Genomic DNA, 22,375 nt, shown 5'->3' with positions numbered 1-22,375 from the left:
ATGACGATTCTGGTGGTGACGGGTACGGGCACCGAGATCGGCAAGACCGTGGTGACCGCGGCCGTAGCCGCGGCGGCGCAGGGCCGCAGGGTCGCCGTGCTCAAGCCCGCCCAGACCGGTCTCGGCCCGGGCGAGCCCGGGGACGCGGCCGAGGTGGTGCGGCTTGCGGGCGGTCATGTCACTCCTGTCGAACTGGCCCGTTTCCCCGACCCGTTGGCCCCGGCGACGGCCGCGCGCCGGGCCGGTCTCGCACCGGTACGTCCGTACGAGGTGGCCGAGGCGGCCGAGAAGCTGGCGGCCGACCACGATCTGGTACTGATCGAGGGGGCGGGCGGACTGCTCGTACGGTTCGACGACGAGGGCTCCACGCTCGCGGACGCGGCACGGCTGCTGGGCGCGCCCGTTCTGGTGGTGGCGCCCGCCGGGCTCGGAACGCTCAATGCCACCGCGCTGACCTCGGAAGCACTGCGGACCCGGGGCCTCGAGTGCCTGGGTGTGGTGGTGGGCAGCATGCCGGCCGAGCCGGATCTGGCCGCCCGGTGCAATATCGACGACCTTCCCGTCGCTGCGGCCGCACCGCTGCTGGGCTCGGTACCTGCCGGTGCGGGGTCGCTGGCGCCACGGGACTTCCGTGCGCGCGCTGCGAGTTGGCTGACGGCGGAGCTCGGCGGGCACAGGGTGCCGTGATGCCCGGCTGAGCGGGCGCGTACGGGGGAGAAGCGGGCGGGTACGGGGGAGAATCGAAGGAGCCGTACGTGTTCCTCGAGGAGGCCGTCATGCAGCTGCGCAGCACGAAGATCCCGCGGGACGCGGTGCACCACCCCGTCTTCGCCCGGTTCTACGCCCGGATGAGCGTCGCCGCCGACAATCGGGGCGGTATCGCCGCCTATCGCGCGGAGCTCCTGACGGGCCTGTCGGGCCGGGTGATCGAGATCGGCGCGGGCAACGGTCTGAACTTCGCGCACTACCCGGCGGCCGTGTCCGAGGTGGTGGCGATCGAGCCGGAACGGAGCCTGCGGCAACTGGCGGTCGGCGCAGCGCTGCGGGCGGAGGTCCCGGTGGACGTGGTGCCCGGCACGGCCGAGGCACTGCCGGTGAAGAGCGAGGCCTTCGACGCGGCGGTGGCCTCCCTCGTCCTGTGCACCGTACGGAATCTGCCGCGTGCGCTGGCCGAGATCAGGCGGGTCCTTCGGCCCAGTGGCGAGCTGCGCTTCTTCGAGCACGGGCTGGCCCCGGGCCGCGGCCTGGCGACGACGCAGCGCATGGTGGACCGTACGGTCTGGCCGCTGCTCTTCGGCGGATGTCACACCGCACGGGACACGCTTGCCGCTGTCGAGGCGGCCGGCTTCGAGCTGGGGACGTACCGCAGGCTCAGGATTCCGGAGAAGGGGATACAACTCCCCTCCTCCCCCTGCGTCCTGGGTGTGGCACGCCGTCCGTTCTCGGACGACTGACGCGTCAGCCCTCGCCCTGCCCGCCGTTGTCCAGCTGGTCGGCGAAGGCTCGCAGCGCGTCGGCCAGTTCCTGCTTGGTCGGCAACTGGTCGACCTTCGCCTCGAGTTCGCCGATGCGCTCGGTCAGTTCGGCGAGATCGGCCGGGGGTGCCGGGGAGGGGGCGCCGGAGCCGCTCGGGCTGGGATAGTCCGACGGGTCCGGGTATTCGGTCGGTTCCCCGCCACCGGTACTGCCCGAACCGCCGACGGTCCCGCCGCCGTCCGTTCCGCCGGGGCTGGGTACCGGCGTCTCGGTGGGCACGGGGGTCGGCTCGCCGTCCGAACCGCTCGTCACACCCACCGTCGTACCGCCCGAGGTGTCCGTGCCTCCGTCGTCCGGGGCGCCGACGGCAATGGCCCCGCTCACCCCGAGGATCACCGCGGCTGCCGTGCCGACGAGGGTGACCGTCATCCGTCTGGTTCGTCCGATGCTTCTCAGGCGCGCTATGCGTGTCATGCTCGGGACATTAGCCTCGGGCGGGTGCGGAAGGGGGCGTTCCGGCGATCTTGTGCACATGACGCCACATCCTCCGCAGCCGGGCCCGCGCGGACAGGCCCTGCGGAGTCACACGCTCCACTGGCGCAGCTCGTCGGCGATGGACCGGACGTCCGCCTTTCCCTCCTTGACCAGCCTGGCCAGGTCACGCACCTGCTCGGGCGAGGTGATGACCTTCAGCCCCGAAGCGACGAGATAGCCGTAGGCGACTGCAGAGGCGAACATCGCGTTGGAGTGTTCGAGCGCGGGCACATGGAGCAGAAGCTGGAGAAGGGCTGCGGCCCGGGAATGCGGGTCGCTGTAGACGGGACTGCCGAAGATCTCCGCCTCATGACGGCTCACCGCGGCGACGAGTGCGCCCCAGTCGACGACCTGCGGATCACCGGGCGTTTTGTGTTCGGCGACCATCAGCAGCCAGGAAAGGTCGATCTTCACGTTCAACGGGCTCGTTCGCCCTCCGCGCCGAACTCCTCCGTGAAAACCGACTCGTACTGCTTCATGAAGTCGGCCGCGGCTTCGACGAAGGTGTGTCCCACTTCGCCCGCGTCCTGCTTCACGAGCTCCTCGATATAACGGTTCACGCTCATCCCCCTCTGCAGCGCGCGCTGTCGCGCGGCCTCGGCGGTGGCCTCTTCCACTCGTACGTTCAACTGAGTCTTGGGCACCTCATCACGCTAGCGCGCCTCCGCTAGCGCCAGCAAGGGCAACCGTGCCGTGCCCCGTACACGTGTGTACGGAGCACGGTCGCCGGAACCGGGCGGAGACACAGGGTCCGCCCGGCGACCGGGCCCGCCCATATCCCGGAATCCTGTCGACGGCCCCACTCGCCCGGTGATGGGATGGCCGCTATGAATGATCTTGCGATACGCGCCGCCGAAGCGGCCCACCTGGACGATGTCCTCGCCTTCTGGAAGGTGGCCGCCGAGGGCACCAGCATCAGTGACGACCAGGACGGCATCCGGCGGCTGGTCGCCCGCGATCCCGGTGCACTGATCCTCGCCGAGCTGGACGGCCTCCTCGTCGGCACCGTCATCGCGGGCTTCGACGGCTGGCGGTGCCATCTGTACCGGCTCGCCGTCCATCCCGGCCAACGCCGTCGTGGCATCGGCGCCGCCCTCCTGGCAGCGGCAGAGGAACGATTCGCCGAACTGGGCGGGCGACGCGGTGACGCCATGGTCCTCGACCGCAACGACCTGGCGCAGCACGCCTGGCGCGCCGCCGGGTACGCGCCGGAGCCGCAATGGAGCCGCTGGGTGAAGCACCTCACCGGCTGAGACCCTGGGCCTTACGATGTCCTGTCATCCGACCGACCCCCACGAAAGGTGTGAGCGTCCGCCCATGGGCGAGCCTCCCAGTAGCCGACATCGCGTCCGTCGCGCAGTCCTCCCACCCCTGCCCGATCATGGGACGGAGGTGAACCGATGACCGAAGTGCTTCTGCTCCTCGTGGCGGTATTGCTCTCGCTCGCGTGCGGCGCCTTCGTCGCGGCGGAGTTCTCCCTGACCACGATCGAGCGCGGCGAGCTCGAACGGGCCGTCGAGCGAGGGGACCGGGGGGCGGCGAGCGCCCTCAAGGCCGTACGCAGCCTCACCTACCAGCTGTCCGGCGCGCAGCTCGGTATCACCGTCACCAATCTGGTGGTCGGCATGCTCGCCGAACCCTCCATCGCCAAACTCATCCGCGGGCCCCTCGAGGCGCTGGGTGCCTCCCCCGGTGTGGCGTCCTCGGTGGCTCTGGTGCTCGGCACCGCCCTGTCCACCGTGGTCCTGATGGTGGTCGGTGAACTCGTCCCGAAGAACTGGGCCATCTCCTCACCCCTGGCGGTGGCGAGGAGGGTGGCCACCCCGCAGCGGGCGTTCACCGCGGTCTTCCGTCCTTTCATCAGTCACCTCAACAACACCGCCAACCGCATCGTGCGCCGCTTCGGCCTCGAACCGGCCGAGGAGCTCGCCTCCGCGCGCAGCCCCCAGGAGCTGGTGGCTCTGGCACGGCACTCCGCGAAGGAAGGTGCGCTGGAGGCGGACACCGCGGAACTCTTCGTACGCACCCTCAATCTGGCGGAGCTGACCGCCGAGAACGTGATGACCCCGCGTGTCCAGGTGACCGCCCTGGAGGTCCAGGCCACCGCCGAGGACGTCGCGAACGCGACGCGCGCGACCGGGCTCTCCCGCTTTCCCGTCTACCGGGGCAATCTGGACTCGGTCGTCGGTGTCGCCCACATCAAGGACGTGCTGGCGATCCCCGCCGACGAAAGGCCCCGCAAGAGGGTCTCGGACATGCTGCGCGAGCCGCTGCTCGTACCGGAGACACTCACCGTGGACCGGCTGCTCGACCGGCTGTCCGGCAAGCTGGCCATGGCCGTCGTCATCGACGAGTACGGCGGCACGGCGGGCGTCGTCACGCTGGAGGACATCGTCGAGGAGGTCGTCGGCGAGGTCCGTGACGAGCACGACCCACACGAGACACCGGACCTGGCCCCGGCCGGCGAGGACGCCGACGGACGCACGCTCTGGTCCGCGGACGGTGCGGCCCGCACCGACCAGCTCAAGAGGATCGGGCTGCGCGTCCCTGAGGGACCGTACGAAACTCTTGCCGGGCTGATCGCCGCCGAGGTGGGACGCATCCCGGTGGTGGGTGACACCGTCGACCTGACCGGTTGGCGCATCGACGTGGTGGACGCCTCCGGGCGCCGCGCCGCGCGGGCCCTCCTGCACGCGCCGCTTGCCGGCTCCCACGAGCTGACGGAGAACGAACGATGACCGCCGTCCAGCTCTTCATCGGCCTGCTGACCCTTGTCGTCAACGCCTTCTTCGTCGGCGCGGAGTTCGCGATGATCTCCGTACGCCGCAGTCAGATCGAGCCCGAGGCCGAAGCGGGCAACCGGCGCGCGCACAGCGTCATCTGGGGCCTCGAACACGTGTCGGCGCTGCTCGCGGCGGCGCAGCTGGGCATCACGCTGTGCACGCTGGTGCTGGGTATCGTCGCCGAACCCGCCATCGCGCATCTGCTGGAGCCGGTGTTCGACGTGGTGGGCGTGCCGCACGGATTCGTGCATCCGCTGTCGTTCGTGATCGCCCTGTCCGTGGCGACGTATCTGCACATGCTCCTGGGCGAGATGGTGCCCAAGAACATCGCGCTCGCCGAGCCGGTCCGCAGCGCGCTGCTGCTCGGCCCTCCGCTGGTGGCACTCGCACGAGGTCTGCGCCCGGTGATCTTCACGGTCAACGCCTTCGCGAACGTGCTGCTCAAGCTGTTGCGGGTGGAGACCAGGGACGAGGTGTCCGCGACCTTCTCCGACGACGAGCTGGCCCGGCTGGTGAAGGACGCCGGGGACGCCGGCCTGGTCGACGACCGTTCGGCGGAGAGGCTTCGGCATGCACTGGAGCTGGGCCGCCGACCTGTCCGCGACGTCGTCCTGCCGGTGGACCAGGTGGTGTCCACCCGGGTCGGTACGACGCCCGAGGAACTGGAGAGGCTCTCCTCGGAGACCGGATTCTCGCGCTTCCCCGTCATGGACAGCGAGGCACGGATTCTGGGCTATCTGCATGTGAAGGACGCGCTGGACGCGACGCCACGCGATGTCCCGTTCCCGGTGACGGCGATGCGCCCGATCGCTCGGGTACGGGCGTCGACGCCGCTCGACGACGTACTGACTGCGCTGCGGCGCAGCCGGACGCACCTGGCGGTCGTCGTCGACGAGAACGACCGGCTGGCCGGGCTCGTCACGATGGAGGACGTACTGCGTGAGCTGGTGGGCCGACCGCGGGCGCGCTGAGCCCGCCCGCTGCCCCCGCTCTGCCTTTCGGCCTTTCGGCCTGGAGAGGGGCGGAATCCGGCGCGGTACGATCGCAGGGCCATGGAAATGAATGCCTCCTACACCAGTCTTGTCGCAGTCGGCGACTCCTTCACCGAGGGCATGTCGGACCTGCTCCCCGACGGCTCGTACCGGGGCTGGGCCGATGTCCTCGCCGCCCGTCTCGCGGCCCATACCCCCGGATTCCGGTACGCGAATCTCGCCGTACGCGGAAAGCTGATCGCCCAGATCGTCGACGAGCAGATCGACGTCGCCGCGGCCATGCGGGCGGACGTGGTCACGCTCGTGGGCGGGCTCAACGACACGCTGCGGCCGAAGTGCGACATGGGCATGGTGCGCGCACGGCTGGAGGAGGCCGTGGAACGCCTCGCGCCGTCGTGCGGACAGCTGGTGCTGATGCGCAGCCCGGGGCGCAACGGCCCGGTGATGGAACGCTTCCGGCCGCGGATGGAAGAGCTGTTCACCCTGATCGACGAACTGGCCGGCCGGCACGGTGCGCTGGTGGTCGATCTGTACGACGCGCCGTCCCTGGGCGACCCGCGGATGTGGGACGTCGACAGGCTGCATCTCACCGCGGAGGGTCACCGCAGGGTGGCCGAGGCAGTGTGGCAGACACTGGGGCTGCCCGCGGAGCTCGACTGGCGTACGCCGATGCCGGCGACGGTACCGCCGCGCTGGGCGGTGCGGCGGGTCGACGACGTCCGGTTCGCGCGGCAGCATCTGGCGCCGTGGATCGGGCGGCGGCTGACCGGCCGGTCGTCCGGCGACGGCCGCCCGCCGAAGCGCGCCGAGCTGGTGCCGTACGAGCCGCCGCTCAGCTGACCGTGCGTGGGGCTGCGAAGTCCTGGGAGGTGCTGCGGACCGGCTCGCGTCCGCCCGCAGCACTTTCAATAGAGCAACTGCTGATCACCTCAAGCAGATACGGCTGTTCGGCATCGCCGGGCAGACCGCGATGCGTTACGTCACCGCCGCCCACCCGGAGCGCAAGGCGAAGCTGCCCAGGTGTGAGCTCACGGCGCGGCCAGCGGCTGGTGCCACCCGATAGGCATCACGGCGGATCGTAAGAGCGTGGAGATCGTCACGTACCCGTCGCGGTTCGTCCTCCAGCGGCATGTTGGCCTCGTCGCGTACCACGTCCAACGCGTCGGACAGGTCCTCTTCCAGAGCGGCGAACAACGGATCGAGGTGCCTGGTGTCTCCTTGCAGGAAGGTAAGCCGGTGCTCGTCGGATCGCCGACGGAACTCCCGCGCCACTCTGGTCGCTGACCACACCTCCGCCCGGAGACCTCGCCCATCTGGCATTGCTTACGGTCCCGGACGGCCCCTCACCGGCTTCTGTGACCGGGATGGAGACGCAAGGGCCTCGCCCCGACCTGCACACCTCCTGCCCCAACGGCGGCTTCTTCGCCGCCGGCATCGGCGGCGCCCAGGCCGAAGCAGTCCGCGTCCCCCAGGCCGCCGGAACCCTGGTCAAGCTCCCGGGCGACACCGACGAGAAGCTGCTGCCCTCCCTGCTCACCCTCGCCGACGTCTACGGCACCGGCTACCACGCCGCCCACCAGGCCCGCGTGCGTCCCGGCGACTCCGTGACCGTCATCGGCGACGGCGCTGTCGGACTGCTCGCCGTCCTGTCCGCCAAGCAGCTCGGAGCCGAGCGGATCATCCTCATGGGTCGCCCCAAGGACCGCACAGACCTCGGACGCTTCTTCGGCGCCACCGACGTCATCGCCGAACGCGGCGAAGAAGGCATCGCCAAGGTCCGCGACCTGACCGGCGGCCACGGCACCCGCGCCGTCCTCGAAGCCGTCGGCCACATGCCCGCCTACGAGATGGCCGTCGGCGCCGCCCGCCCCGGCGGCGTCATCAGCCGCGTCGGCGTCCCTCAGTACGAAGACGCCGCCATCGGCTTCGGCAGCCTCTTCGGCCCCAACATCACCCTCACCGGCGGACCGGCCCCCGTACGCGCCTACATCGAGCAACTGCTTCCCGCAGTCCTCGACGGCACCGTCGACCCCGGCCGCGTTTTCGACCGCACCCTGTCTCTGGAAAACGCTGCGGAAGGCTACCTCGCCATGGACCAGCGCGAGGCCCTCAAGGTCCTCATAACTCCCCGACCAAAGCGTGCACCACGCGGGCAGTAGGCCCGGGTGGTGCACGCTCCCACCTGCGGAAACACGGACTTCGAGGGGGTCATCCCAGCACGATCCCAGTACGCTGGCCGCGTCCCGGCACGGGGGACTCAACCAGCCGAGGGCGACCCTACGTGGAGGGCTCGAGCGCCGTCTGCAGGATGTCGCGGGCGGCGCCTCAGCGCTGGCCGGCCCGTCCGACAGAGCGGCGTGGGGTCGCCCGCACTACCTGGTGCAGGCTGCCTGGGCGGTGCGTCAGGCGAAGCACTCGGCCGCTCCCGCGGCGGGCTGCCCACGAAGTCGTGATCGAGGTGACAAGGCACTAGCTAGGCGTCCCGGTATTGGTCCCGGACCTCGGGGCGTTGCTGGAAGCCGGCCGACTTGTAGGTGGCGACGGCGCCGACATTGGAGCTCGGGGCGCAGACGATCGCGCTCGACGAGCCCAGCTCCTGGAGTGCGGCCGCCGCGGCGACGGTGATCGCCTCGCCGTAGCCGTGACGGCGATGTTCCCGGTGCACGCCCATCGGTTCGAGCAACCCGGGCCTACCCGGACCGGCCGACCACACCGTCACCGCCGCCACCGCGTTGCCCTGGTCGTCGTACGCGACCAGACACCGGGCCTCGGCGTACGGCAGTCCGGACGCCATCGCGTGCCAGCGCTCGTCCGTGAACCTCGACCCGTCGAACGCTGCCCGATGTACGGCGGCAAAGACGTGCGCCTGCTCCGGCCCGGCCACCTCGATCCGCACGCCTGGGTCATTCACCGGCTCCGTGAGGTCGCGGCGCAGCGGCGTCCACGGCTCGTCGGCGTTCCAGCCGTCCTCAAACAGCAGATCTTGGACCAGTGCACCCATCGGCGCCTCGATGTTCGCCTTCCCCTCGGGCAGCACGCCGCGCTCCGGCTCGGTCACGTCTTCAACCAACTGCTGCGCCAGCTCCTCCTCCCGCTGAGCGTCCGGCGCGATCGTCAGCCGCAACAGCCCGGGACCGTCCAGCAGCCCGACGGCGAGAATCTGTCCGTCCCGGCTCCACGTCCTGACCGCCGCGGCAGTCGCTTCCGCACCTAACCGCCAGAACCAGCCCAGGTCCCCCGGATGCAGTTGCATCGGCGCCCCGTCGTACTGCCACTCCCGCAGCACGCCCACAGCCTTGCTCAGCCTGTCAACTCCCGGCTTGCCCAACACAATCGCCATGCCCCGATCACACACCACCGCACCGACAGTCCGCACCCGGTTTCCGACCGGCCGGCGTGGTGCGGGTTTGGGGACGCGGGAAGGCAGCCGATGATCGAAGAGACACGGCCCAGGCAGAACCGCCCTCAGTCGAGAGTCGCGGCCGACTGGTAGGAGGCTCAGCACGCTGCCCTGCAAGCTCTCACCGGCTGTGAGGCATCCCGGCAGCCTTCGTATGCGTGATTTCTCGGTTCAGCCCCTGCTTGTATATCGCTGAGCAGTCAGCCCTCACGTGGATGTTGTGGGTGGTGGATGGGACCCGTGCTCTGGGTCAGGGGTGTTCCTGAGCCCTGATGCGCGTGGGCGATGATCTCCGCCGTAATGGAGATGGCGGTCTCTTCGGGAGTGTGGGCGCCCAGGTCGAGGCCGATCGGGGAGCGCAGGCGGGAGAGGTGCTCCTCGGGGACGTCGGCCTCCTGGAGTAGTTGCAGGCGGTGTGCGTGGGTGCGGCGTGAGCCCAGTGCGCCCACGTAGCCCACAGGTCGTCGCGTCTCCGCCGACATCGACCCGGCGGGCACGGCCCGCGCGCAGCAACGCACGGGCCTGGGCCGCCACCGCCCGGTCCCGGTCCTCGCGTCCTGTGGTCCCGTTGTGCGCGCTGCCGTCGCCGGTGACGCGCTGGGTCTCAGGGCAGACCGCTCTGTGACGGTGCAGGGGCGCTCCGGTGGCGTCGGTAACCGTGGTCCACAGCTCCATCACGCGGGTCTCGCTCGGGGCGACCAGCCGTGCGACCGATTCTTGGTATGGACCTGACATTACATCGCCGCTAGCGTGACCCCCGGCGCTTACTGAGAGCGCTCTCAACGCGTTCGATCCCCCACCTCTGGAGGCCTCGTGAAAAGCACGACCCCCCTGCGTACCGCCGCCGCGGCGCTGTTACTGACCGTCGGACTCGGCGGTGCCCACGCCGAAGCCGCCCACGCCACCCCCGTCGCTGCCCCGCCCACGGCCTCGGCCGGACTGTTCGAAGCCATGGGCCAGGACCTCGGACTGACCGCGCCGCAGGCGGAGGAGCGGATCCACGCCGAGAAGGCGGCCGCAGCCGTCGAGCAGGCGGCCCGGCAGACCGCGGGCGGCGCGTACGGCGGATCGTGGTTCGAACCGGCCACGGGACGGCTCGTCGTCGCCCTCATCGACCGCACCGAGGAGGCCGACGTGCGCGCCCTGGGCGCCGATACCCGGATCGTCCGCCACAGCGCCGTCGCGTTGGACCGTGCCAAGTCCCGGCTGGACGCGCTCTCCGCGCCCGCAGGCGTGGCCGGCTGGCACGTCGACCCCGAGGCCAACAGCGTCGTCGTCACGGTCGTGCGTGCCGAGCGGAACGCGCCCGCCGTTCGCGCCTTCGTCGAGAAGGCCCGCGGGAACGGACCCGTCACCGTCGCCGAAACGGCCGCGGCGCCCCGTACGTACGCGGCGGGCACCGTCGGCGGCGACCCGTACTACACCGGCAACGTCCGCTGCTCGATCGGCTTCTCCGTGCACGGCGGGTTCGTGACAGCCGGTCACTGCGGGAAGGCCGGGGCGGCGGTGCGTGGCTGGGACGGTTCCGCCATGGGCACGTTCCAGGGCTCTTCGTTCCCCGGCGACGACTACGCGTACGTGAGCATCCACAGCGGCTGGTGGACCGTACCGGTCGTCCTCGGCTGGGGCACGATCCCGGACCGACTGGTGCGCGGCTCTGTCGAGGCCCCGGTCGGTGCCTCGATCTGCCGCTCGGGCTCCACGACGCACTGGCACTGCGGCACCGTCCTGGCCAAGAACGAGACCGTCAACTACAGCCAGGGCGCCGTCCACCAGATGACGAAGACCAGCGTCTGCGCGGAGGGCGGCGACTCCGGCGGCGCGTTCATCAGCGGTGACCAGGCCCAGGGCGTCACCTCCGGCGGCTGGGGCAACTGTTCCTCCGGCGGCGAGACGTGGTTCCAACCCGTCAACGAGATCCTCGGCAGGTACGGCCTGACCCTCCACACGGCCTGACCGATTACCGGTGCACGGCCACAGGCCACGGCCGTGCACCGGGTGGACGACCGGCCGTCGCCGGGTGCCCCGTACACCTGGCCTGCGGCGCCCTTCGGCCCGTCCGTGACCAACGTCGTCGCCACCACCGGCCCACTCAGCAGGTTCGCCTTCAACGTCTGCTACCAGTGGTTCAAGAACTGGGTCAATTCCGACGCAGGCGCGGCTCGGGCCCATTGCCGACGGACCGGTCAACCTGCGGGTGCTACGACGACTCTGTCCCGCAGGCAGGAATCACTTTCCTGAAATCCCGCCTGGGCGACTTCAAGGCGCCCAGAGGCATGTGGACCGGGCGCGATCTGAGCTGCTGACGAGCGACGTCAGCGCGCTTCTTCCCTTCTCCACGATCCACGGCGTCAAGGGCCGTCGCCCTGCTGGACCCGCTCCAGGACGCCCCGGGCATGCACGACCCGGTCGGGATGCGGACGGACGTCTTCTTGCGGCCGGCGCGGGGATGGCGAGTGCTTCCAGGAGGCCCCCAGCTCGGCAAGCAGGCTACGGACTTACGCGGGTCCGGCTCCCTTGATCGCAAGGGCTCTACCCAAAGGCCCCGGCGGTACTGGAATCACCGCCGGGGCCGTTCCGCCTCACGCATGTCTCCCACGCTGTGCGTGAGACTGCTACCTAGGAGTCTCCGACCTGGACCTTATGGACTTAATGGACGCTCACGAACTGCTGAAGATGGCAGGTAAGCTCTGGACACGTGACTGCTGTGTCTGCGAAGCCTCGCATCCCCAATGTCCTGGCCGGCCGCTACGCCTCCACGGAGCTGGCTGTCCTCTGGTCCCCCGAGCAGAAGGTGAAGCTGGAGCGTCAGCTGTGGCTGGCGGTACTGCGCGCCCAGAAGGACCTCGGGATCGAGGTGCCTGACGCCGCCCTCGCCGATTACGAACGTGTACTCGACCAGGTCGACCTGGCCTCGATCGCCGAGCGCGAAAAGATCACCCGGCACGACGTGAAGGCCCGGATCGAGGAGTTCAACGCTCTCGCCGGCCATGAGCAGGTCCACAAGGGCATGACGTCCCGGGACCTCACGGAGAACGTCGAGCAGCTCCAGATCCGGCTCTCGCTGGAACTGATGCGTGACCGCACGGTGGCCGTCCTGGCCCGGCTCGGCAAGCTGGCGGGCGAGTACCGCGAGCTGGTCATCGCCGGCCGGTCCCACAATGTCGCCGCCCAGGCGACGACACTCGGCAAGCGTTTCGCGACCGCCGCGGACGAGATGCTGGTGGCGTACGGACGGCTGGAGGATCTCCTCGGCCGCTACCCGCTGCGCGGCATCAAGGGCCCCGTCGGCACCGCGCAGGACATGCTCGACCTGCTCGGCGGCGACGCCGCGAAGCTCGCCGACCTGGAACAGCGCATCGCCGGACACCTCGGCTTCGCCCAGGCCTTCACCTCCGTCGGCCAGGTCTACCCCCGCTCGCTCGACTACGACGTCGTGACCGCGCTGGTTCAGCTGGCCGCGGCGCCTTCGTCCGTCGCGAAGACCGTCCGGCTGATGGCCGGCCACGAGCTGGTGACCGAGGGATTCAAGCCCGGTCAGGTCGGCTCGTCCGCCATGCCGCACAAGATGAACACCCGCTCCTGCGAGCGCGTCAACGGCCTGATGGTGATCCTGCGCGGCTACGCCTCGATGACGGGCGAGCTGGCGGGCGACCAGTGGAACGAGGGCGATGTGTCCTGCTCGGTGGTCCGCCGAGTGGCCCTGCCCGACGCTTTCTTCGCGTTCGACGGCCTCCTTGAGACGTTCCTGACGGTGCTGGACGAGTTCGGGGCGTTCCCCGCGGTCGTGGCGCGCGAGCTGGACCGTTACCTGCCGTTCCTCGCCACCACCAAGGTCCTCATGGGTGCGGTACGCGCCGGAGTCGGCCGGGAGGTCGCGCACGAGGCGATCAAGGAGCACGCCGTCGCCTCGGCGCTGGCCATGCGGGAGCAGGGCGCGGAGCGCAACGAGCTGCTGGACAAGCTGGGTGCCGACGACCGCATCCCGCTGGACCGCGCGCAGCTGGACGCGCTGATGGCCGACAAGCTGTCCTTCACGGGCGCGGCGGGCGACCAGGTCACTGCCGTGGTTTCCCGGATCGAGGAAATCACCAAGCAGCACCCGGAAGCCGCGGGTTACACCCCCGGCTCCATCCTCTGACGGCCGGAACCGGCACCGGATGACACCCGAAGAACTCCTGGCCGCCCGCGACCGCATCGTTCCCGATGTGACCGCGGGCGGTCTGCGTGTGCTGTTCTGCGGGATCAACCCCGGCCTCATGACCGCCGCCACCGGCTTCCACTTCGCCCATCCGGGCAACCGCTTCTGGCCGGTGCTCCACCTGTCGGGCTTCACTCCCCGGCAGCTCAAGCCGTCGGAGCAGAGCGAGCTGCCGGGCTACGGCCTGGGCATCACCAATGTCGTGGCGCGAGCCACCGCGCGTGCGGACGAACTGAGTACCGCCGAATTCCGCGAGGGCGGTCAGCTCCTGACCGCGAAGGTGACCCAACTGACACCGCAGTGGCTCGCCGTCGTCGGAGTCACGGCATACCGCACGGCATTCGGTGAGCGCCGCGCACAGATCGGCCCGCAGGAGCGGAGAATCGGCGGGGCGCGGGTCTGGGCCCTCCCCAACCCCAGCGGCCTGAACGCCCACTGGACCGTCCGCACGATGGCCGACGAGTACGCCCTCCTCCGCACCGCCGCGTTCATCGACAGCCCGGCCCCCGGCGACAACCCAACCCCCGGCGCCGGCTGAGCCGAGCGAGCGGCCGCCTGGAACGAACCGGTCGTCCGCGGGTCAGGGCGGGTCGATCACTGTCACCAGCACACTCAGCTCGCAGCCCGGCCCGCCGTCCTCCAGGTGAAGCCCTATCGCGATCCAGCGTTCCTCGATCCGCCAGAGCTGGAGATACTCGCAGCCCGCCACCGGATGGGCCCAGGGTTCCGGTATCTCCTCCCCGGCCAACATCCGTGCCTGTGCGCTCCACAGGCTGACGATCTCCGGCTCACCCCAGCGGAGGGTGAGCAGCGTGAGCAAGGCGTCGTGCTCGGCGAGGCACTGCGCCCGGTCCTCCAGGCGTTCCGTCTCGTCACTCCCCCCATGCTGGTCCTCGACGTGCAGGAACGCCGTGTGGTAGCCGGCCCGCTGATTCCCGAGCCCGCCGGGGTGCGCTCCGTGGGAAAGTCCCGGGCGCGCATCCCGTCCATGAGGCGAAGGTGGTGTGCGGTCGTCATGTCGTCAGTAAACCGTCCGCCACTGACAAGTGACGCCCTGCCGCGCAGCATGGGACTTGGTCGGCGGCGCCGGCGCCCGGCGCATCCGGGACTTGCCCCGGCCCCCGCGCTCGGCGCACCCACCGCTTGTACGCGAGTGCCGTTACGCGTCCCTGTTCCGCACCGCCCACCAGCCCGCCAGCAGGGCCACGCCGGCCCATGCCGCTGTCACGGCCAGCCCCGTCCACGGTCCGAGGCTGCCCTCCGGATTCTGGTGCAGCACCAACTGCCCCGCCCGGTCGGGCAAATACTGGGCCGCTCCGCCCGCGATGTCACCGACCACGAAGGAGACAATAAGGATGAAAGGGATGAGCAGACTCAGGACCGCGACCGCGCTGCGCAGCAGGGCCGCAAGACCCGCGGCGAACAACGCCATCAGCGCCAGATAGATGCCACCGCCGAAGGCCGCACGCACAGCACCCGGCTCCCCCAGACCTATCGCGTACTCACCCATGAACAGCTGACCCACCAGGAATGAGGTGAAACTCGTAACCAGCCCGACGAGAAGCGCGAGCCCGCCGACTACCGACATCTTGGCGAGGTAGAAGAGGCCTCTGCGGGGCACGGCCGAGAGCGATATACGCAGAGCACCGTTCAGATACTCGGAGGAGAGAGCCGTCGCGCCGAAGCTGATGGCCGCGATCTGGCCGAAGTTCAGCGCGTAGAACGCTCCGAAGAGCAGCTCGGCGCCCTCGTTGTCCGCCTCCGCCTGTCCGACCGTGGCGAAGGTGAGCACCGTGATGGCCAGCGTGGCGAGGAAGACGGCTATCAGCGAGCCCGCGACCGACCGGACTGATCTGATCTTGATCCACTCGGAGCGGAGAACTGCGGTCGTCGACATGGTCACGCCTCCTGGCGAGTGGTCGAGGTCGTACCGGCGGACGCGAATTCGGTCTCTGCCGCTGTGAGGTCGAGGTATGCCTGCTCCAAAGTGGCCTGTTCGTCGAACAGTTCGAGGATGGGGATTCCCTCGAAGGCGGCTATGGCGCCGACTTCCTCCGCCCTGACGCCCTCGACGGTCCAGCTGCCGTCCTCACCCTGCACCGGGTCGTGCCCCTTCCGTATCAGGACGTCCCGGAGTCGCGTGGACTCGGTGGTGCGCAGCCGCACGCGGGGCTTGCTGCGGGAGTCGAGGAATTCCTGCATCGGCAGGTCGGCCAGGAGCCTGCCCTTGCCGAGAACCACCAGGTGGTCGGCGAAGGACGACGTCTCGTTCATCAGATGACTGGAGACGAGGACCGTACGCCCTTCGCGTGCGAGCCGCTTCATCAGCTCACGTATCCAGACGATGCCTTCCGGGTCCAGCCCGTTGGAGGGCTCGTCCAGCATCACCACCTCCGGGTCGCCGAGGAGGGCGGCGGCTATTCCGAGGCGCTGCCGCATACCGAGCGAGAAGGTCTTGATCCGCTTCCCCCCGACCTGGCTGAGACCGGCTTCCTCAAGAACCTCGTCGACCCTCGCGTCGGGGATTCCGTTGCTCGCGCCGAGTGCCAGCAGATGATGCCGAGCGGTCCGCGAGCCATGGGCCGCCTGCGCGTCGAGCAGCGCGCCGACCTTGCGCAACGGGTTGTCCAGCGTCCCGTACGACTGTCCGCCGATGGTGGCCGTACCGCCGGTGGGCCGGTCAAGTCCGAGGACGAGGCGCATAGTGGTGGACTTGCCCGCGCCGTTGGGGCCGAGGAAGCCGGTGACCCGGCCTGGCCGCACACTGAACGTGAGGTGGTCCACGGCGCGGGTGGCGCCGTATTCCTTGGTGAGCTCATGGACGTCGATGCTGGTCATGTCCTCAGCCTGGCCGCCGTCCCCCCTCCACGGCCTCCCCCGCCCGTGTAGATCATCTCCCTCGCTCGGGGGAGCTGCCGCGGCAGCCGCGCTGGCACGATGGCTCACATGAACCGCTTCCTCGCTCCGCTGGCCAGGCCGGCCACGTACAGCCGCTGGCTGCATCTCCTCAGTCCGGCCGCGGTAGCCAGTGTGTGGCTGTTCATTTCCCCGGATAAGCCGTGGATGCTCATGGTTATGGCGGTGCCGGTCGGGTTGATTCCCGCGATGCGCCTGGCCGAGGGCGTTCAGGGACAGTTGCTGCTGACACCGTGGGAGCGCGGCAGCCCGGATGCCGCGATCTCGGTGGCGTCCGCGTCAACGTGGGCGGAGCGGTGGCGGACCGTGCTCTGGCTCGAGGTGCGGCTCCTGCTCGCGACGCCGGCCATGTTCGCGACGGTCTGGCTGCCGGCGACTTCCGTCGATCTCGTCCTCACAGCCTTCGGGAAGGGACCCAGTAACGACTGGCTGATACGCGGCATAGAGCCGCACTGGTGGTATGTCCTCCTGGCCCCCTTGCCGGTCCTTGTGCTTCTCTGCCTGATCACCGTGGGCGGCAACCTGGCCACGGCGGCTGCGCGGTGGCTGCTCGGACCGACCGCAATGGAGAGGATGACGGCCCTGGAGGAGCGCACCGAGCAACTGCTGGAGCGCAATCGCATCGCGCGCGAACTCCACGACTCGATCGGGCACGCGCTGACGGTTGCCGTCGTCCAGGCCGGTGCCGCGCGCGCGGCGAACGATCCCGCGTTCACGGAGCGGGCGCTCGCCGCGATCGAGGAGACGGGCCGGGAGGCGCTGGACGACCTGGAGCGGGTTCTGCGGGTGCTGCGTGAGTCGGGTACTCCGGTAGGCGGGCGGCCCACGCTCGTCGAGGCGGACCGGCTACTGGATTCCGCGCGTGGCTCGGGTGCGAAGGTCGAGGCCGAAGTGTCCGGGGCGCTGGACCTGGTGCCCGCTCCGGTGTCTCGCGAGGGGTATCGCATCCTCCAGGAGTCGCTCACCAACGCACTGCGTCACGCGGGCTCCGTGCCCGTCCGGGTGCGGATCAGTGTGGTGGACGGATGGCTGGAGCTGGAGGTGGTGAATCCGCTCACGGGTGCGTCGAGCATGTCGGGCGGTGGCAGCGGGCTGCGGGGCATACGGGAGAGAGCCGCCCTGCTGGGAGGAAAGGCGAAGACCGGCCCCTACGACGGCGAATGGAGAGTGCACGCGAGCCTTCCGCTGGAGCGCATACGCTGAGCGGATGCCGGTTACCGTTCTTCTGGTCGACGACGAACCTCTCGTACGCGCGGGACTGCGTGCGGTCCTTGAGGCACAGCCTGATATCGAGGTGGTGGGCGAGGCGGGCGACGGTGCCGCGGTGATCCCGCTGGTGCGTCAGCTGCGGCCCGATGTGGTCGCGATGGATGTGCGCATGCCGCTGATGGACGGCATCGAGGCGACCAAGGTGGTACTGCGGACGGTGCCGGATCCGCCGAAGATCCTGGTGGTGACCACGTTCGAGAACGACGAGTACGTCTACGAGGCGCTGCGGGCGGGGGCTGACGGATTTCTGCTCAAGCGTGCCCGGCCGGCCGAGATCGTCAATGCGGTCCGGCTGGTGGCGGAGGGGGAGTCGCTGCTGTTCCCCGCAGCGGTCCGGCAGCTCGCCGCCGAGTACGGCACGAGCAAGGCGCGGGCAGCCATGGAGCTGGCTTCGCTCACCGAGCGGGAGGAAGCGGTGCTCCGGTTGATGGCCAGGGGACTGTCCAACGCCGAGATCGCCGCCAAGCTCGTCGTCGGTGTCGAAACGGTGAAGTCGCATGTCAGCGCCATCCTGGCCAAGTTGGGGGCCAGGGATCGCACGCAGGCAGTGATCGCCGCCTATGAGTCCGGCTTCGTCGCTCCGCGCTGACGTAGGTCACCTCTCGATACCGGCTCCGTCCAGTGGTCGCTGCGTCCCCGACCAGCGAGTACGATCCGGCAGACATGCGCGCGAGCTGGGAGGACACACCGTGGGGCGGCTGACCGGAGGGGACCCGTCACTGTTGCGGCGGATCAATTCCGCGGTGGTACTGCACGCCCTGAGGGGCGCGGGTTCTCCGACTCTGACGGACCTGACGCGGATCACAGGGCTCTCCCGCCCCACGGTCGAAGGTGTCGTCGAGGGCCTCTTCGAGGCCGGGCTGGTCGTCGAGGCACAGGCCGACGAGGGCGAGGCGCGGCGCCAGGGACGGCCGGCCAGACGGTTCCGCTTCCGGGCCGAGGCCGGGCATCTGCTGGGGGTCGAGATCGGGCCGCACCGCGTCTCCGCGCTGTTGTCGGGGCTGGACGGCCGGATCATCGGTGCCGGGTCACGCGCAGTGTCCGAGACCGCGGGGGCCGACGACCGTCTGGACCAGGTCAGGACCGTGATCGCCGATCTGCTTCGGCGTACCGGGGTGGCCCGCAGCAGTCTGCGGGCGGTCGGCGTGGGCAGCCCGGGCATCGTGGAAGCTGACGGGACCGTACGACTGGGGACCGCGCTTCCGGAGTGGACCGGGCTCGCCCTCGGGGAGCGGCTTCGGCGGTCGTTCCGCTGTCCCGTGCTCGTGGAGAACGATGCCAACGCCGCGGCGGTGGCCGAGCATTGGAAGGGCGCGGCGACCGAGTCGGACGACATCGTGTTCGTCCTGGCGGGACTGAGCCCCGGGGCCGGTTCGCTGATCGGGGGGCGTCTGCACCGCGGCTTCGGCGGGGCGGCCGGGGAGATCGGTGCGCTGCATCTGCTGGGCCGGGATGTAACGCCGGAGCATTTGCTGTCGACGACCGACACCCCGCTCGTTCCTCTGGACGAGCACGCGGTGGCCGCGGTCTTCGCGGAGGCCCGTCGTGGTGACGCCGGTGCGCAGGCGGCCGTCGAGCGGTTCATTCAGCGGCTGGTCCACGATGTCGCGGCTCTGGTGCTCGCACTCGATCCGGAGCTCGTGGTGATCGGCGGCTGGGCCGCAGGGCTGGACGGCGTCCTCGATCCGCTGCGCGGGGAGCTGGCCCGCTACTGCCTGCGCCCGCCCCGGGTCACGCTCTCCCTGCTGGGCGAAGCCGCCGTTGCGACCGGCGCTCTGCGGCTGGCACTGGACCATGTCGAGGAGCAGCTGTTCGCGGTGGAGGGCACGGTAACGGCCCGCCGCTGACTGCGACGGGCCGCACGGTGCACCTGAGCGGGCAGCTCGGTGGCTGGGGTACAGAAGGTCAGGAAGCCTGCCGTGCCTGGTCTTCGTGGCTGATTTCCAGGGCGCCCGAGTCACCGAAGGTGAGCCGGCAGGTGTCGGCCCGGTAGGTGGCTACGGAGACTGCCGCCGTGCCGCCTGCCGCGAAGTAGCGTGTGGTGACCACGAGTACGGGGGAACCCGGAAGCCTGTCGAGCTCCTTGGCGTCGTCCGCCCGGGCCGACCCCAGCTCCACCGAGCGGTCCTGGCCGTTGAGGCCCAGACGGTCCAGCTCGCGCAGGACGCTCCGCGCACGGGCGGGACCCGAAGGGGCGTCGATCGCGGAGAGAGCGGGCACCGAAGAGGCGGGGACGTAGAGGAATTCCGCCGCGAGCGGCTGCCCGTGGCTGACGCGGATGCGGCGCACCCTGTGCACGGCGTCCCCGGTACCCACGTCGAACATCGCGCTCACGACCGCCGGAGCGGGCCCGGTGGTGCAGTCGACGGGCTGCCACGTCTCACCGGCGCCGCCCGTCCAGTCCTGCTGCGCGGTGGACACGGCGACGCCCACACGGGGCGGAGCGACGGTGGTGCCCACGCCACGGCGACGCTGGAGCCGGCCTTCGAGTTCGAGCTGTTCCAGAGCCTGCCGGAGCGTGGCTCGGGCGACACCGAACCGGGCCGCGAGGTCACGCTCGTTGGGCAGGATCTCCCCCACCGCAAAGTCCGAGTCGAGTGCCTCACTGAGCACGGTCTTGAGGTGCCAGTACTTCGGCTCCTGCACCGATTCCAGCTGCGTGGTCCCCACCCTGTCCTCCGCAATCGCCCAGCGGCTTTCCGCGACGTTATTTATTAAAGGTTCCTGTCTTAACGTTGTGACCATAGGACGGCGCACCCCCTTGGTCAAGACCAATCCTTATGCGGTAACGGAGCGAAACGGCGCCGCACCACAGAGCGTTCACAGGACGTTCTTGGTGCCGTGAGCCGCGCGCAGCACAAAACCCCACGTCCGGGCGGGTCGTGGGGCTCGGTGCATGCGCCGCGAGGGGCCGGCGGTGCCCATACACAGAAGGCGGGCCGGAGTTACTCGACGGGCAATCCGGAGAGCTTGTCCGGATTACGGATGAGATAGGCGCATTGAATAACTCCATCCCTGATGTCCACCTGGAAGAAGGTGTCCGGTTTGCCGCCGACGAGGATCACCAGCGCCACGCCACCATTGAGCTCGGTGAACCGGAATTCCATGTCCGGGGCCTGCTCCTGGCTGACGGCGACGAGGAAGCGGCCGACCTTGTCCGCGGTCTCGATGATCCGCCTCGGCGCCTTCGACTTGCCCCCGCTGTCGCTGACGAGCCTCACATCCGGCGCCAGCAGCGCGAGCAGCTGTTCGAGATCGCCACCCGACGCCGCGGCGAGGAAGCGTTCGGTCAGGTCGCGGCGCTCGGCCGGGTCCACGTCGTAGCGCGGTTTGCGCTCCTCCACATGACGTTTGGCGCGTCCGGCGAGCTGGCGCACGGCGGCCTCGGTCCGGTCGAGGGCGGCGGCGATCTCCGCGTACGGAAATCCGAACGCCTCACGCAGCACGAAGACGGCGCGTTCCAGCGGCGAGAGGGATTCGAGGACGACGAGCACGGCGAGGGACACGGAATCGGCGAGGACCGCCCGTTCCGCGGTGTCGGGGACGGAGGGACCGAAGTCGGTGACGACCGGTTCGGGCAGCCAGGGGCCGACGTACGCCTCGCGACGGGACTGGACCTGGCGCAGCCGGTCGATGGCGAGGCGAGTGGTGATCCGTACGAGATAGGCCCTCGGTTCCCGTACGTCCTCCCGCTCCGCGGACGACCAGCGCAGCCACGCCTCCTGCACCACGTCCTCGGCGTCGGCGATGCGCCCGAGCATGCGGTAGGCGACTCCGGTCAGCACAGGCCGGTGTTCTTCGAAGAGATCGGTCACGGTGTTGGCAGTCACCGTTCCATCCCAGCCCACCCACGGTGTGCTGTCCAGCGGGAATCGCCCGGGCTCTTGAACTACAAGCTACCGAGCGGTAATTGTTGTTGACGCAATGTCTAAATCCCCAGGGAGCAGCCGTATGGCCACCACGGCCTCGTTCACCGTCGGTTCCGCCGGAGAGCGGCACAGCGTGTCGATAGCGTACGAACGAACCGGGTCCGGTGAGCCCCTGCTGCTGCTCCACGGCATCGGGCACCACCGTCAGGCATGGGACCCGGTGGTGCGGATTCTCGCCGCGGAGCGGGACGTCATCGCCGTGGATCTGCCGGGGTTCGGCACCTCCCCGGGTCTGCCGGACGGTCTCCCGTACGACCTGGCCACGGTGGCCCCCGTGCTCGGCGCGTTCTGCGAGGAGCTCGGCGTGCGGCACCCGCATGTGGCCGGGAACTCCCTCGGAGGTCTGCTCGCCCTCGAACTGGGCCGTCTGAAGCTTGCCCGGTCGGTGACAGTGCTGTCCCCGGCCGGATTCTGGACGCCGGGTGAGCGCCGCTACGCCTTCGCGACGCTGCGCGCGATGCGCCGGGGCGCCCTGTCGATGCCGGCTTCCCTGATCGAACGGCTCGCGGCCGGGGCCGCCGGGCGCGCGGCGCTGACGAGCACCATCTACGCGCGGCCCGGGCGCCGTTCACCCGAGGCCGTGGTCGCCGAGACGTTCGCGCTGCGCGAGGCGACGGGCTTCCACCAGACTCTGGCCGTCGGCAGGAGCGTCGACTTCACCGACGACGTGCCCGGCCTCCCCGTGACCATCGCCTGGGGCAGTCAGGACCGGCTGCTGCTGCGCAGGCAGGGAATCCGGGCGAAGCACACCATCCCGGGGGCCCGGCTGGTGCGGCTGCCGGGCTGCGGTCATGTCCCCATGAACGACGACCCCGCGGCGGTGGCACGGGTCATCCTCGACACGAGCCACTGAGCGGTTCCGGTTCCGCCCCTTG

General features: G+C 69.9%; 22 protein-coding genes and 3 pseudogenes. 15 read left to right on the top strand and 10 right to left on the bottom strand.

From position 1 onward, the window contains the following. Entirely contained in the window at nucleotides 1-687 is a 687-nt protein-coding gene (gene bioD / locus ACFT7S_RS11660) for a dethiobiotin synthase (RefSeq protein ID WP_382729933.1), read from the top strand. A gap of 89 nt (nucleotides 688-776) precedes the next feature. After that, nucleotides 777-1,454 carry a class I SAM-dependent methyltransferase gene (locus tag ACFT7S_RS11655; RefSeq protein ID WP_382730256.1) on the top strand — a complete coding sequence of 226 codons (678 nt, stop codon included), beginning with the start codon at nucleotides 777-779 and terminating at the stop codon, nucleotides 1,452-1,454. Between the two features lie 4 nt (nucleotides 1,455-1,458). On the opposite strand, the gene ACFT7S_RS11650 is transcribed toward ACFT7S_RS11655, so the two are convergent. The 3 genes from ACFT7S_RS11650 to ACFT7S_RS11640 all read right to left on the bottom strand — a co-directional run bounded on the left by ACFT7S_RS11650 (nucleotide 1,459) and on the right by ACFT7S_RS11640 (nucleotide 2,654). Beyond that, nucleotides 1,459-1,905, bottom strand: coding sequence for a hypothetical protein (locus ACFT7S_RS11650; RefSeq protein WP_382729932.1), 447 nt, complete (start codon nucleotides 1,903-1,905; stop codon nucleotides 1,459-1,461). Nucleotides 1,906-2,058: 153 nt separating this feature from the next. Further along, nucleotides 2,059-2,430, bottom strand: a complete 372-nt coding sequence (locus ACFT7S_RS11645; RefSeq protein ID WP_382729930.1) for a fic family toxin-antitoxin system, toxin component — start codon at nucleotides 2,428-2,430, stop codon at nucleotides 2,059-2,061. Beyond that, nucleotides 2,427-2,654 (bottom strand): antitoxin, encoded by a 228-nt coding sequence (locus ACFT7S_RS11640; protein WP_382729928.1) that lies wholly within the window; start codon nucleotides 2,652-2,654, stop codon nucleotides 2,427-2,429. The genes ACFT7S_RS11645 and ACFT7S_RS11640 overlap by 4 nt, the downstream gene beginning before the upstream one ends. A gap of 174 nt (nucleotides 2,655-2,828) precedes the next feature. Here ACFT7S_RS11640 and ACFT7S_RS11635 point away from each other — a divergent pair, with 174 nt between their 5' ends. The 6 genes and pseudogenes from ACFT7S_RS11635 to ACFT7S_RS11610 all read left to right on the top strand — a co-directional run. Further along, on the top strand, nucleotides 2,829-3,263 hold the full coding sequence (locus ACFT7S_RS11635) for a GNAT family N-acetyltransferase (protein ID WP_382729926.1): 435 nt from the start codon (nucleotides 2,829-2,831) through the stop codon (nucleotides 3,261-3,263). A gap of 147 nt (nucleotides 3,264-3,410) precedes the next feature. Beyond that, nucleotides 3,411-4,748, top strand: coding sequence for a hemolysin family protein (locus ACFT7S_RS11630; RefSeq protein ID WP_382729924.1), 1,338 nt, complete (start codon nucleotides 3,411-3,413; stop codon nucleotides 4,746-4,748). Continuing rightward, nucleotides 4,745-5,764 carry a hemolysin family protein gene (locus ACFT7S_RS11625; RefSeq protein ID WP_382729922.1) on the top strand — a complete coding sequence of 340 codons (1,020 nt, stop codon included), beginning with the start codon at nucleotides 4,745-4,747 and terminating at the stop codon, nucleotides 5,762-5,764. Before ACFT7S_RS11630 ends, ACFT7S_RS11625 begins: the two co-directional genes overlap by 4 nt. 81 nt (nucleotides 5,765-5,845) lie before the next feature. Continuing rightward, on the top strand, nucleotides 5,846-6,625 hold the full coding sequence (locus tag ACFT7S_RS11620) for an SGNH/GDSL hydrolase family protein (protein ID WP_382729920.1): 780 nt from the start codon (nucleotides 5,846-5,848) through the stop codon (nucleotides 6,623-6,625). A 246-nt stretch (nucleotides 6,626-6,871) separates the two neighbouring features. Further along, complete coding sequence (locus ACFT7S_RS11615) at nucleotides 6,872-7,069, top strand: hypothetical protein (RefSeq protein ID WP_382729918.1); 198 nt, start codon at nucleotides 6,872-6,874, stop codon at nucleotides 7,067-7,069. A 98-nt stretch (nucleotides 7,070-7,167) separates the two neighbouring features. After that, nucleotides 7,168-7,944 (top strand): annotated as a pseudogene (locus ACFT7S_RS11610) (zinc-binding dehydrogenase); the annotation flags it as partial. 314 nt (nucleotides 7,945-8,258) lie between these two features. Here ACFT7S_RS11610 and ACFT7S_RS11605 read toward each other — a convergent pair. Together ACFT7S_RS11605 and ACFT7S_RS11600 are read right to left on the bottom strand one after the other, a co-directional pair. Next, on the bottom strand, nucleotides 8,259-9,125 hold the full coding sequence (locus ACFT7S_RS11605; protein WP_382729916.1) for a GNAT family N-acetyltransferase: 867 nt from the start codon (nucleotides 9,123-9,125) through the stop codon (nucleotides 8,259-8,261). Between the two features lie 260 nt (nucleotides 9,126-9,385). After that, nucleotides 9,386-9,646: pseudogene (locus tag ACFT7S_RS11600) on the bottom strand (XdhC family protein); the annotation flags it as partial. Nucleotides 9,647-9,998: 352 nt separating this feature from the next. On the opposite strand from ACFT7S_RS11600, the gene ACFT7S_RS11595 reads away from it, so the two are divergent. From ACFT7S_RS11595 to mug, 3 genes are all read left to right on the top strand, one after another. Beyond that, nucleotides 9,999-11,141, top strand: coding sequence for a S1 family peptidase (locus tag ACFT7S_RS11595; RefSeq protein WP_382729914.1), 1,143 nt, complete (start codon nucleotides 9,999-10,001; stop codon nucleotides 11,139-11,141). A 742-nt stretch (nucleotides 11,142-11,883) separates the two neighbouring features. Beyond that, the gene (purB, locus tag ACFT7S_RS11590; RefSeq protein ID WP_382729912.1) at nucleotides 11,884-13,326 is read left to right on the top strand and encodes an adenylosuccinate lyase; all 1,443 of its coding nucleotides are present in this window, start codon (nucleotides 11,884-11,886) and stop codon (nucleotides 13,324-13,326) included. A gap of 19 nt (nucleotides 13,327-13,345) precedes the next feature. Then, nucleotides 13,346-13,924 (top strand): G/U mismatch-specific DNA glycosylase, encoded by a 579-nt coding sequence (gene mug / locus ACFT7S_RS11585; protein ID WP_382729910.1) that lies wholly within the window; start codon nucleotides 13,346-13,348, stop codon nucleotides 13,922-13,924. Between the two features lie 42 nt (nucleotides 13,925-13,966). Here the strand turns inward: mug and ACFT7S_RS11580 are convergent. The 3 genes and pseudogenes from ACFT7S_RS11580 to ACFT7S_RS11570 form a co-directional block, all read right to left on the bottom strand. Then, nucleotides 13,967-14,403 (bottom strand): annotated as a pseudogene (locus tag ACFT7S_RS11580) (hypothetical protein). 142 nt (nucleotides 14,404-14,545) lie between these two features. Next, nucleotides 14,546-15,289, bottom strand: coding sequence for an ABC transporter permease (locus ACFT7S_RS11575; RefSeq protein WP_382729908.1), 744 nt, complete (start codon nucleotides 15,287-15,289; stop codon nucleotides 14,546-14,548). Beyond that, nucleotides 15,286-16,224, bottom strand: a complete 939-nt coding sequence (locus ACFT7S_RS11570) for an ATP-binding cassette domain-containing protein (RefSeq protein ID WP_382729906.1) — start codon at nucleotides 16,222-16,224, stop codon at nucleotides 15,286-15,288. The genes ACFT7S_RS11575 and ACFT7S_RS11570 overlap by 4 nt, the downstream gene beginning before the upstream one ends. Before the next feature lie 108 nt (nucleotides 16,225-16,332). On the opposite strand from ACFT7S_RS11570, the gene ACFT7S_RS11565 reads away from it, so the two are divergent. The 3 genes from ACFT7S_RS11565 (at nucleotide 16,333) to ACFT7S_RS11555 (ending at nucleotide 19,418) form a co-directional block, all read left to right on the top strand. Then, nucleotides 16,333-17,505, top strand: coding sequence for a sensor histidine kinase (locus ACFT7S_RS11565; RefSeq protein ID WP_382729904.1), 1,173 nt, complete (start codon nucleotides 16,333-16,335; stop codon nucleotides 17,503-17,505). Nucleotides 17,506-17,509: 4 nt separating this feature from the next. Further along, nucleotides 17,510-18,160: a response regulator gene (locus ACFT7S_RS11560; RefSeq protein ID WP_382729902.1), complete on the top strand. Its 651-nt coding sequence runs from the start codon at nucleotides 17,510-17,512 to the stop codon at nucleotides 18,158-18,160. Nucleotides 18,161-18,260: 100 nt separating this feature from the next. Beyond that, nucleotides 18,261-19,418, top strand: a complete 1,158-nt coding sequence (locus ACFT7S_RS11555) for an ROK family transcriptional regulator (RefSeq protein WP_382729900.1) — start codon at nucleotides 18,261-18,263, stop codon at nucleotides 19,416-19,418. Between the two features lie 58 nt (nucleotides 19,419-19,476). Here ACFT7S_RS11555 and ACFT7S_RS11550 read toward each other — a convergent pair whose 3' ends face one another. Both ACFT7S_RS11550 and ACFT7S_RS11545 read right to left on the bottom strand, forming a co-directional pair. Further along, nucleotides 19,477-20,241, bottom strand: a complete 765-nt coding sequence (locus tag ACFT7S_RS11550) for a GntR family transcriptional regulator (protein ID WP_382729898.1) — start codon at nucleotides 20,239-20,241, stop codon at nucleotides 19,477-19,479. Nucleotides 20,242-20,516: 275 nt separating this feature from the next. Then, the gene (locus ACFT7S_RS11545) at nucleotides 20,517-21,401 is read right to left on the bottom strand and encodes an RNA polymerase sigma-70 factor (RefSeq protein ID WP_382729896.1); all 885 of its coding nucleotides are present in this window, start codon (nucleotides 21,399-21,401) and stop codon (nucleotides 20,517-20,519) included. 121 nt (nucleotides 21,402-21,522) lie between these two features. On the opposite strand from ACFT7S_RS11545, the gene ACFT7S_RS11540 reads away from it, so the two are divergent. Next, on the top strand, nucleotides 21,523-22,353 hold the full coding sequence (locus ACFT7S_RS11540) for an alpha/beta fold hydrolase (RefSeq protein WP_382729894.1): 831 nt from the start codon (nucleotides 21,523-21,525) through the stop codon (nucleotides 22,351-22,353). Nucleotides 22,354-22,375 lie beyond the last annotated feature (22 nt).

The sequence above is a fragment of the Streptomyces sp. NPDC057136 genome, from assembly GCF_042670885.1.
GTDB lineage: Bacteria > Actinomycetota > Actinomycetes > Streptomycetales > Streptomycetaceae > Streptomyces.
Note: the sequence above shows the minus strand (reverse complement) of the source record. Positions and strands in the feature narration are given on the sequence as shown.

Bases quoted from the DNA above. Each gene is read 5' to 3' on its own strand.
- bioD (WP_382729933.1), top strand. From the start codon at position 1: ATGACGATTCTGGTGGTGACGGGTACGGGCACCGAGATCGGCAAGACC.
- ACFT7S_RS11655 (WP_382730256.1), top strand. From the start codon at position 777: ATGCAGCTGCGCAGCACGAAGATCCCGCGGGACGCGGTGCACCACCCC.
- ACFT7S_RS11650 (WP_382729932.1), bottom strand. From the start codon at position 1,905: ATGACGGTCACCCTCGTCGGCACGGCAGCCGCGGTGATCCTCGGGGTG.
- ACFT7S_RS11635 (WP_382729926.1), top strand. From the start codon at position 2,829: ATGGCCGCTATGAATGATCTTGCGATACGCGCCGCCGAAGCGGCCCAC.
- ACFT7S_RS11630 (WP_382729924.1), top strand. From the start codon at position 3,411: ATGACCGAAGTGCTTCTGCTCCTCGTGGCGGTATTGCTCTCGCTCGCG.
- ACFT7S_RS11625 (WP_382729922.1), top strand. From the start codon at position 4,745: ATGACCGCCGTCCAGCTCTTCATCGGCCTGCTGACCCTTGTCGTCAAC.
- ACFT7S_RS11620 (WP_382729920.1), top strand. From the start codon at position 5,846: ATGGAAATGAATGCCTCCTACACCAGTCTTGTCGCAGTCGGCGACTCC.
- ACFT7S_RS11605 (WP_382729916.1), bottom strand. From the start codon at position 9,125: ATGGCGATTGTGTTGGGCAAGCCGGGAGTTGACAGGCTGAGCAAGGCT.
- mug (WP_382729910.1), top strand. From the start codon at position 13,346: ATGACACCCGAAGAACTCCTGGCCGCCCGCGACCGCATCGTTCCCGAT.
- ACFT7S_RS11570 (WP_382729906.1), bottom strand. From the start codon at position 16,224: ATGACCAGCATCGACGTCCATGAGCTCACCAAGGAATACGGCGCCACC.
- ACFT7S_RS11565 (WP_382729904.1), top strand. From the start codon at position 16,333: ATGAACCGCTTCCTCGCTCCGCTGGCCAGGCCGGCCACGTACAGCCGC.
- ACFT7S_RS11560 (WP_382729902.1), top strand. From the start codon at position 17,510: ATGCCGGTTACCGTTCTTCTGGTCGACGACGAACCTCTCGTACGCGCG.
- ACFT7S_RS11540 (WP_382729894.1), top strand. From the start codon at position 21,523: ATGGCCACCACGGCCTCGTTCACCGTCGGTTCCGCCGGAGAGCGGCAC.